This is a genomic window from Gordonibacter pamelaeae 7-10-1-b, assembly GCF_000210055.1.
Classification (GTDB): domain Bacteria; phylum Actinomycetota; class Coriobacteriia; order Coriobacteriales; family Eggerthellaceae; genus Gordonibacter; species Gordonibacter pamelaeae.
In genome coordinates, this window is the sequence record NC_021021.1 from 318,283 (window position 1) to 327,533 (window position 9,251).

Annotated in this window: 14 protein-coding genes and 1 pseudogene; 5 read left to right on the top strand and 10 right to left on the bottom strand. The window is 55.4% G+C overall.

Annotated elements, in window-relative coordinates:
• Positions 1 to 211, top strand: a pseudogene (locus GPA_RS01420) (flavodoxin family protein); the annotation flags it as partial.
• Between the two features lie 17 nt (positions 212 to 228).
• Here GPA_RS01420 and GPA_RS01425 read toward each other — a convergent pair.
• The 3 genes from GPA_RS01425 to GPA_RS20570 all read right to left on the bottom strand — a co-directional run bounded on the left by GPA_RS01425 (position 229) and on the right by GPA_RS20570 (position 1,004).
• Positions 229 to 534, bottom strand: a complete 306-nt coding sequence (locus GPA_RS01425) for a type II toxin-antitoxin system RelE/ParE family toxin (protein WP_015538730.1) — start codon at positions 532 to 534, stop codon at positions 229 to 231.
• Positions 524 to 793, bottom strand: a complete 270-nt coding sequence (locus GPA_RS01430; protein ID WP_041238756.1) for a type II toxin-antitoxin system prevent-host-death family antitoxin — start codon at positions 791 to 793, stop codon at positions 524 to 526. Before GPA_RS01430 ends, GPA_RS01425 begins: the two co-directional genes overlap by 11 nt.
• Positions 794 to 938: 145 nt before the next feature.
• Positions 939 to 1,004 carry a helix-turn-helix domain-containing protein gene (locus GPA_RS20570; RefSeq protein ID WP_302319824.1) on the bottom strand — a complete coding sequence of 22 codons (66 nt, stop codon included), beginning with the start codon at positions 1,002 to 1,004 and terminating at the stop codon, positions 939 to 941.
• A gap of 98 nt (positions 1,005 to 1,102) precedes the next feature.
• Between GPA_RS20570 and GPA_RS01435 the strand changes: the two genes are divergently transcribed.
• On the top strand, positions 1,103 to 1,342 hold the full coding sequence (locus GPA_RS01435) for a hypothetical protein (protein ID WP_015538732.1): 240 nt from the start codon (positions 1,103 to 1,105) through the stop codon (positions 1,340 to 1,342).
• Between the two features lie 61 nt (positions 1,343 to 1,403).
• Here the strand turns inward: GPA_RS01435 and GPA_RS17780 are convergent, their stop codons facing one another.
• The 7 genes from GPA_RS17780 to GPA_RS17175 form a co-directional block, all read right to left on the bottom strand.
• Entirely contained in the window at positions 1,404 to 1,574 is a 171-nt protein-coding gene (locus GPA_RS17780; protein WP_015538733.1) for a hypothetical protein, read from the bottom strand.
• A 29-nt stretch (positions 1,575 to 1,603) separates the two neighbouring features.
• Positions 1,604 to 2,098, bottom strand: coding sequence for a hypothetical protein (locus GPA_RS01440; RefSeq protein WP_015538734.1), 495 nt, complete (start codon positions 2,096 to 2,098; stop codon positions 1,604 to 1,606).
• A gap of 348 nt (positions 2,099 to 2,446) precedes the next feature.
• Entirely contained in the window at positions 2,447 to 3,865 is a 1,419-nt protein-coding gene (locus tag GPA_RS01450) for a flippase (protein ID WP_015538735.1), read from the bottom strand.
• A gap of 9 nt (positions 3,866 to 3,874) precedes the next feature.
• Complete coding sequence (locus GPA_RS01455) at positions 3,875 to 5,035, bottom strand: glycosyltransferase family 2 protein (protein WP_083808828.1); 1,161 nt, start codon at positions 5,033 to 5,035, stop codon at positions 3,875 to 3,877.
• Positions 4,999 to 5,421: a glycosyltransferase gene (locus GPA_RS20330; RefSeq protein WP_015538737.1), complete on the bottom strand. Its 423-nt coding sequence runs from the start codon at positions 5,419 to 5,421 to the stop codon at positions 4,999 to 5,001. Before GPA_RS20330 ends, GPA_RS01455 begins: the two co-directional genes overlap by 37 nt.
• 771 nt (positions 5,422 to 6,192) lie before the next feature.
• Positions 6,193 to 6,975: a glycosyltransferase family 4 protein gene (locus GPA_RS01465; RefSeq protein ID WP_015538738.1), complete on the bottom strand. Its 783-nt coding sequence runs from the start codon at positions 6,973 to 6,975 to the stop codon at positions 6,193 to 6,195.
• Positions 6,941 to 7,120, bottom strand: a complete 180-nt coding sequence (locus tag GPA_RS17175) for a sugar transferase (RefSeq protein ID WP_227156046.1) — start codon at positions 7,118 to 7,120, stop codon at positions 6,941 to 6,943. The genes GPA_RS01465 and GPA_RS17175 overlap by 35 nt, the downstream gene beginning before the upstream one ends.
• A gap of 221 nt (positions 7,121 to 7,341) precedes the next feature.
• On the opposite strand from GPA_RS17175, the gene GPA_RS01470 reads away from it, so the two are divergent.
• From GPA_RS01470 to holA, 3 genes are all read left to right on the top strand, one after another.
• Entirely contained in the window at positions 7,342 to 7,941 is a 600-nt protein-coding gene (locus tag GPA_RS01470) for an ATP-binding protein (protein WP_015538739.1), read from the top strand.
• A 242-nt stretch (positions 7,942 to 8,183) separates the two neighbouring features.
• Positions 8,184 to 8,480, top strand: coding sequence for a ComEC/Rec2 family competence protein (locus GPA_RS01475; RefSeq protein WP_015538740.1), 297 nt, complete (start codon positions 8,184 to 8,186; stop codon positions 8,478 to 8,480).
• A gap of 10 nt (positions 8,481 to 8,490) precedes the next feature.
• A partial coding sequence (gene holA, locus GPA_RS01480) for a DNA polymerase III subunit delta (RefSeq protein ID WP_041239923.1) occupies positions 8,491 to 9,251 on the top strand: 761 nt, incomplete at its 3' end.

Genomic DNA, 9,251 nt, shown 5'->3' on the forward strand with positions numbered 1-9,251 from the left:
CAAGTGCTTCCAAATCAGCTGCATGCCGGTCGTCTCGTCGAACTACTGGCCCATGGTCCACGGCAAGACGGCCGACGACGTGGCGCAGGACGCCGAGGGCCTGCAGATCATGCGCGTCCTGGGCAGGAACATGGCCTGGCTGCTGAAGGCCACAGCCCAGGTGCCGGCCCCCGAGGTGGAGCCCAAGGTGATGACGAACTTCATCAGATAAAGAGCGAAACGCCCGGCCTACACGAGCCGGGCGTAATTCTGCGCTGTATGGAAAATACGGCCAACCTTCACCGTGCGATCCTCCACACGATAAAGCACCACATACCTCATGAACAGGTACTTGCGATACCCCATGCGCGCAAGCCGAGACTCGGCCGATAGGGCAAAGAGCTTCGGGTTATCACTAAGTATAACGATCATTTTATCGAGCTCGTCGAGCACATGGCTTGCAGCTTGGGGCGAGGCAAGGTCATAGAGCAGGTACTCTACTATCCTATCTCTGTCCCGCTCAGCTGAAAACGACCAAACAACGTTATAGGCCATAACGCTCGCGCGTCCTTCTTTGGGACTCGTTCGCCTCCGTCATCCTACCGTGGGCGAAATCATCCTCGGCTTCGTCTATGTCCCGATACAACTGAGCACGAGCGGCTTCCAAGCGAAGTGCGTCCAACTCCTCTACTGTCATGACGGCAAAAGACTCCCGACCGTTCCTCGTAACGATAACCGGGTCTGGCGAGCTCTCGACAAGCTTGGAAAACGTCGCCGTATTCTTTAAATCCTTTATGGGTACGCAAACCGTCATCGCCGTCTCCTTTCGGGCCATAATTGTGGCCTTTAGTTTATCAGCGCAGGGGCGCGACGTCAACGCAGAGGGAGACTCTTAGCTGCAACCGCAAGCTCATGAGGATTCCGCCCGGAAGATCGTCACTGCCCACATCAGCCCCGGCCTAGTCGGGGATATACTCCATGATGTCCCCCGGCTGCACGTCGAACCGCTCGCAGATGCGCAAGATGGTGTCCTACGGTAAAAGCAGCTCGCACAGATACTCCGATTGAAACGCCCCGTTATAAGTGATATTCTCCGTACATTCAGCCACTCAAAGGAGAGTAGATGTATCGGCAAAGGCCCATTATAACGACGCAACTAGAGGCCCTCGACGAGCTGCGCGACGTGCAGATGACACTCGATGGAACATCGGCGCTCGCGATGGCGCTCTCCAAAAGCGGCATGGCCGATACGGAAGCCGTCGCACTCATCTCCTGCCTGCTCGAGTACTGCGCGCTTACCGTCGAGGCCAGTTGCCAGGTTATCGGCAACGAACCGGTGAGCGGCCAAGGGTGCTGCGCGTAGCCGGCATTGCCCCTCTTCCAATCATCGCCTTGCGAGATCACAACAGAAGAAAAGTGCACCACTATACCCTACGAAGAACCTTTACGACGGCGTCTTGATTGTCTTCGCTTCCGTCCCAGCCAAAATCCTCGAGCACGGCTATCGCATCATTCCCATGCCCGCTTTCGATCATGTTTTTGAGAGCAGCTAGGTCTTCATAAGAAAGCGTATCGATTACTTGATCCAATGTCATATTTCCAACTCCTAAATCATTCGCTTCAATCAGGAAAGAACCTGGTCGAATATCTCCATGCAAAGCTGGTAGTAAAATTGCTCCTCTTGGTGCTTACTCTTGTTTTTGCCGAAGGAACCCGATAATCCACCTATCACTCCGATGGCAAGATCGACCCCGCTCGCTTTCCCTGCCAGAACATCCTCGATCATGCTCTTACCTACGGTCGACCTATTGAACTTGCCCATTTGCTTGCTTTTTCCTGCTGCGTAGACCGACACGAGCGCATATGCTCCCTGCCGACCAATTGTGATCAGCATGTTGTAGTAATCGGTAGGATGCTCGGGATGAAACACGACAAGGCAAGGAGTTGTGTCACCCATTAGGGCGCCTTCCTTGATATGATCCATGCGAAAGGCCATCGGCAACCTCGCTTCGCTCGCTTGCGCTGCAAGGGCGTTCTGTACCGATCCGAACGTTATTTCATCGCCGTCTTTGTAATAGACGGTATCGCGCATCTCCTCAACTTCCTTGCGCTTGAACATGCATACCACCCCTTCTGCTCAACGGGGAGCCGAGGATTCAGCGCCTGCACAAAACAAGCCGCTGAACCCCGACTCCCTTCGATTCAGCCCATCCCCCGCTGGGATATGCCTACTGCCTTTCCACCGTTTCGTCGGCGCTTATTTCAACGCCGCGGAAGCCCTCGACCGCAAGATACACTTTGGACGAATCCGAATAGGAAGTGCCTACCTCAAGAACCTTATGCCAACCCGATCCCAACCAAGAAGCCCTGATATAATCGCCAACCCTCAACTCCGAAACCCGTACCATGACCTTCTCCTTTCCCTATTGGAACGGCGCTTTGCCGTTTTCTACACGATCAGCCACACCTAGCGACGAAAGATCCTGCGCAGTAACAGTACTGCCGTTTCGTTCTTACAGGCGATCCCAACAGCCCCGTACGTAATTGCAGAAAGAACAACCGAGACTCCCGTACAAAGAAGATGATCTGAAATAAGAGCCCCACACAAGAGCAGAACCGCTCCTGTCGCGACCAAGCCACCGAACAGGGAAAGCCAGAATCGAAGTTGTATAGCCAAACACATATGCTCTTTGATGTAGAACGCAAGCACAACATCGAGAACGATCTCTGTTAACACCGTAGCCACAACGGCGCCGTTTTGCTGAAGCATTGGGATTAGTGCAAAATTCAACGCGATATTGACCGCAACACCTACCGAATAGGCAACAAGTTGAAAGCGTTCGTTACCGGTCGCAATGGTAACTTGATAGATAATCTGACCAATACTTTTGGCTATGATCAATCCGGAAAACATCTGCAACGTGAGAACAGCCGGAAGAAACGCCTCTCCAAAAAGAAGGGGCACGATATGCGGGGCAAGCATGAAAACCCCCATGGCCATGGGGGCGGAAATCCATATGTTCAGCATCATCGACTGGCGCATGAGGCGCGAAAATTCTTTTCGGTCATGGATGAACTCGTAGCTCAAACGAGGAAGATAAACACTCGTCAAAGACACGCAAAGCATCTTTGCTATTTCTTCTGCTTTGTAGGCGTAGGCATAGTAAGCCACTACGGAACTTGCGCAAAACACACCGAGCATTGTGATATCCACTTTTGTATAAATACTGAACAGCACAATCGTTCCCGCAAGCACTAGCACAGGCCTTAGATGCCTAAAAGGAGCGATACCGCGCAACGTGAATTTCACTTGGCCGTGTAGGCAGACAACGTTCACCAAGTAATTTGCGACCGTGGCGAGACAGGTTACGCCAGCATAAATCAAAACATCATCAGGACCTTTTACAAAAACGAGAGTCAAAATCAAACTGGCAATACGTACAACCATGCCGCGCACGGAAATGAACACATAACGTTCCAGACCGCTGAAAAGCCATTCGACATTCAGGCAGTTGGCGACAATAAGCGAACCGAATATCAGGTAAAGGGCGGGTACTGCGCCGTCGAAGAAAACGAGAACGCACGTCGCATAGACACCCAGAAACAAGAGGGTTGACGCGAAGTTCAAGAGCACGAGCTCTGAAAAAATCCTTGAGCGCGCTCTTTGGTCTCCTCGCACCTTTGCCACCTCACGCAGCCCGTATGCCGGGATTCCCAAAGGCGCAAGCGCCGTGAAATACGACACCAGATTCTCCGCCGTCGCGATCTCGCCGAGCCCTTCGGGCATCACCACACGCGACACATACATGGCACTGGCAAGCGGCACCAGCAGCAACACAAGCTGGTAAAGCATATTAAAGAAGGAATTTCGCATGAGGGAGGGCATCGGCTAACCTCATCCGACGCTTCGAGAGAGCAACTGTCTTAACCAACCAGACTCCGAAAACAGTTTCTTGACCAAAAAGATGCTACGCTCATACATGAAGGCGACGGATATGAACTCGTGGCGCAAGAGCCAGCAAATTGGCTTCACGCGAATAGACTCCTTCATCGACGCACACGGAACGCTTCCCAAACACGAACGAATACCCTCGTCGTACAGAAGACTGCGCCAAGTACGCTTTGATGCATGTAGATCGGAAGAACCCAGCCTCATGCTCCTTTTAAACTGGCTGATAGCTTCCCGAGTAAATACTAAACTCCGCTCACTCATGGAAAGAAGGTCGTTCTTCACCAACACATTGACAGCATCCTTGAACGGCAAGAGGCCCTTTGCATCATCGACGCGAACTACGGCACAGGTATCCGAGTTTCCCAAATCCCAATAATAAACCGGATGGCCGGACAAGATTACTTGCTCCTCGCCGAGAAGATCAAGTAATGCCAAGTTGAATAGCTTATCTTCGGAAAAGCGCAGATTAACGGGAAAGGGAGCTTGCCCTTCTCCGAGCTTTGAGGACAATCGCAGAACCGCCTTCCGTCGATAGAGGCGCGACCTCGCCGAATTGGTCTCATACCACTCCAGCCTTTTTGGAACCCCCGAGGAAAGCGGTGCGTATGCGGGATCGATCATAAAAGACCGCAGGGCAGATGCAGGAAGCGTCCTATCCTCGGCGACAGTCCCCCAGCCCTTCCACGATATATCTGAATAGCCAACCACATTCTCCCTAGCACTGAGTATCACAGGGAACAGCACGAGGGAAACGGAAGAAGCCGTCATCTCCCGAATCTTCCCTATGCCGTCGGCGAGTAGATAGTCATCCGCATCCAAAAACATGACCCACTCACCTCGCGCCGCGCAGAATCCGGCGTTCCTCGCCGCAGACCTTCCTGCATTACTCTGTTGCAAAAGTCTGACACGAGCATCCACTTTGGTCACTTCTCGCACTATCCCCGCCGTGTAATCATCCGATCCGTCATCTATCACGATGACCTCCATATCATCGCCGGGCCATAGCAAGATACTGTTTATCGCGCGTAGAATCGTTTTTTCGGCCCTATATGCGGGAACGATTACGCTCAAAGTGATCCCAGCTCCTCCAACAGCGCTTGCCATTTCTCAGCAATCGCTCCCCAAGAGAAACGCTTGGAAGACTCGATGGCGTACAGAGCCATTTCCTGCCGCATGCCAGCATCCTCCATGAGTTCGAGCACGGCTTTTGCATAAGCGCTTACATCCGCAAAGGGAACGTATCTGCCGTTTTCCCCATCGGTTATGATCTCTCGAAGCGAGGCGTAGGAATCGAACGCGACGGGCACTGCCCCGAACTGCTGCGCCTCCGTCAACGTCAGACCCCATCCTTCGCTTGCCGAAGTCATCAGGAACAGGGACGCTATGCAATAGTCCCCCCCCCCCGATGGGGTCTCTGCGGCCAACGAAGTCAACGTCGGGTAGACGCATGCGGGCCGCAAGCCTCTTGTAGCGGCTCTCGTCTCGGCCATGCCCCACGATTCGGAGCGTCCAACCTTCCGATACTGGATCGGACTTGACCGCCTCCCATGCTTTTAAGGCAAGGGAGATTTTCTTCGGAGTATCCTCAAGTCGCGCTACAATCAATGCGATCTTTTTCTTCTCGCAATAGGCAGCAGGATCAAGATATTCTTCGCATGACAAAGGATTTGGAATGAACCTGAACTTTTCAACGTCCTCTAATCCGCCAAACGCTTTATAGCCCTCAGAGAAACCCTCTGAAAGCAGCACCACGGCATCGGCAGCCATATACGCCGCTTGGTAGTCCCCCCTCAGCCTTCTTGTATAACGAGCCTTGTAAATCGGATAGCAGAGCACCTTAACAGCCGGCTTGACTTTTCCGGTTCCACTAGCAGATCCAAGTTGCGATAAGCACGTCCGCAGATCGCCGAAATGAACTTCCCAGCCTGGCTCGAAATGGTGGGCAAGAACAAGCTTTGTGCATCTGGGCAAACCGGCTTTTCGCAAAGCAATAACAAGCTCGAAAGATCCTTGGCTGACAACCACGTCAACGCGTCTGTCTTGAACGAACGAAGCTATCTGCGAAGCAGCGGTTTTCAAATGCCCGTCGACCATTAACTCCCCCGCGAAACAGAGTTCCTTGGGAGCACTATCTTCGATCGAATAAGCTGAATAGCATTCGTGTCCATAGCGGCTCGACAAAGCTGATGCAACGGAGACGGTGGCCCTCTCCGTGCCACCCTTCATGGCAATAGCTTTGCATGAGGTGTAAAAAAGAATTTTCAAAGACTCATCTCGCGCGATTGGATAGCTACTCTTTTGCAGATATTGCGCAAACGAAATGCTGCTGAATCCCATCCAAGCATTGAAAAGTCCAGCGATTCATAGAGCCTGGATGCATTTGGGCACTCTAAAAGATATTCTATTTTATCGGCAACCTCGCACGCATCCTCACAGTCGCGCACGACATCGGAATCCTCAAGAGAGAGAATCTCGCCTACGCCGCAATTCCCAGACAAGAGAAGCGAGGCTCCAGCTCGCAAGGCGTCGATGGCGGAGAGGCCGAAGGATTCGTGCCGGGAGTTCATAACAAAAACGTTGGTTTCGCCGAGACCGCTAATGAATTCTTCATGTTCGACCTGGCCGAGGAACACCCCTCCCGCACCGTCCATAATGGCGCTTAGATCGTCGTTGGCAGCATACTGGCGGCCATACACGCGCAACTCGCAGTCGACATTCCTGCCGCGTAAGGAGCTCACCGCACGCGCAACCACATCGCTGCCTTTAACTGGACGAGTGCCCCCGCTCACTGCGACAACGGAACATCTACTTTGCCTTATGCAGGAATCCTGCTCGAATGGCTCGATACCAAGATGGACGTACGACACCCTGCCCGCAATCTCAGGCAACTCGTTTACAAGAAACCTCATCTGCAATTCTGAATTGGCGACAACGAAATCGGCAGTGCGCAGATGCCATTCAACGGCCGCGATCTTGCGCGACGAATAACCCAGCTTGTTAATGATGTTCTCAAAGCTCCAGCTCCTGTCTGCTCCCATCTCCATAAATTGCGTCGTTGCGCGCCTCGACCTGCCACCAGCCTGTGATACCCGGCTTCGCGGAAAGAAATTCATCGACCTCATCGCCGTACGCGACCAATTCGTCCTCGACGACAGGGCGAGGGCCAATCACACTCATCCCTTTTGTCAAGACGAAAACGCAAGGCAGGACGGGGATTTTGCGCAGGTGGAGAGGATTGCCAGCAATTTCGATGGAGCATTTCGAGCCGCCTGGGACGCATTAGAGAATCGGAATAGCACATAGCTTCAAACGCACGGCACGCACCGATTTCCCCTATGCCTGATGCCAAAATCGTCCCATTGGGACCCGTTTCCCAATGGGACGATTCTTCACAAAGGGCATTAAGGCGCATGAAAACGTGGAAGGGGCAAGCAAACGCGCTTTGCCACCGCGACTACACGACCGGCACGTCCGTTCAGGTAAACGTCTACATGGACTTCATCGAGATAATGAGCCCCGGGCTGTTCCCCGAGGGCGACTCCCCCGACAGGCACCTCGAGGGATCGGGCGGCGACTCCAAGCAGCGCAACCCGAACATCGCGCAGGTGCTCTTCAGATCGGGCATGATCGAGCAGTACGGCACCGGCATACCGCGCATCAAGAGGGCGCGCGACGCCGCTGGCGTGGCATTCAGCTACCGCCAGGACGTCAACTCAACCGTAATACGCTTCGAGCGTCCCGGGGCACAGACGAGTGACGCCGCGGCCATCAGTTCAACAGACGCCGCCTCCCCCGGTTCCCTCGAAAAACTCAGCGAAACCGAGAAGGTCGCCATGCAGATTGCGCACGACTCGGGTTGCGTGGCGAGAAAAGAGCTCATGGAGCAAACGGGGATCGGGAGGGTAAAGGCGACGGAGACCCTGAAGCGCCTTGCCGAAAAAGGACTTCTCGAATGGGTCGGATCAAACCAGCACGACCCAAGGCAGTACTATCGAGCAAGCGGGAGGTAAGCGCCTGCCCGCTACTGCCCGCGGCATTCGACAAGCCTGCCGAATGCCGCGGGCATGAGCAGATATCTCTTTTGTCGAGACGAAAACGCAGGGAAAAACGAGCGGTACGCCCTGCTAGACGCATCGCGATTCCGAAAGACCACGAGGGCTCGCAAGGCGTCATTAAATGTAACTAATTGATTTGCTATGTACCATTCATAATGGTACATTGATAATTGTTTAGTTACATGAGGAGGCGGAGCATGAGGGAGTACGTCGAGAAGACGCTGCACACGAGAGTCGATTGCGAGCCCGTCGACGCCTCGGGGCTCCCCCTCTACCTGAGGGAGAAGAACGCGCTCACGCCGGAGCTCGCGGCCGCGCTCTCCCCGCGCATCGCGCTCGTGAGCGCGGGCGCGGGCAACCGCTACGGGCACCCGGCCGACAAGACGCTGCGGGAGCTGGCCGACGCGGGGGCGCAGATATGGCGTACCGACGAGGCGGGGGATGTTTCGTGCAAATCCACCGCGCAGGGCATCGCGGTCGCGTCGCTGCGGTAGAATGCGGGGCATGCCGACTAACAAGAAACAAGAAGCACCGCTCCTCCCCGTCTACCTCATCGTGGGGGAGGACGCGCTCAAGCGCGACGCCGTGATGAAGCGCCTGCGCGCCCGCCTTTCCGCGCTGGGCGACCTGTCGTTCAACGCCGACGAGTTCAACGGCGAGACCGCCCTCGGCGGCGACGTCGTGGCGGCCTGCAACACCGTGCCGTTCGCCAGCCCCGTGCGCCTCGTGGAGGTGCGCGCAGCCGACAAGCTCAAGAAGGCCGATGCCGAGGCACTCGTGTCGTACCTGTCCTCGCCGAGCGGGTCCACCGTGCTCGCGCTGGTGGCCGAGAAGCTGGCGAAGAACACGCGCCTGTACAAGGCCGTGGCCGCCCATGGCAAGACGGCCGTCATCGACTGCGCCCCGCTCAAGCGCAACGAGCTGCCGAAGACGGTGCGGGCCATGGCCGCGGGCCACGGCGTCACGCTCACGGAGGGGGCAGCGCGCGCACTGGTGGACCTGGTGGGCGAGAACACCGTCCACCTGGACAGCGAGCTCAAGAAGATCGCGCTGGCGCACCGCGGCACCGATGCCGTGAACGAGCACGAGATCATGGGGCTGGTGGCGCGTACGGCCGAGGTGAAGCCCTGGGAGTTCGTGGACGCCCTCGCCGCCCGCGACGCCCGCAAGTGCCTGCTTTTGCTGGGTCGCATGGAGTCCGTGTCGCCCCACGCCCTGCTGGCCATGTGCACGACGCGCCTGCGCGAGCTGGTGTGCGCCCGCGC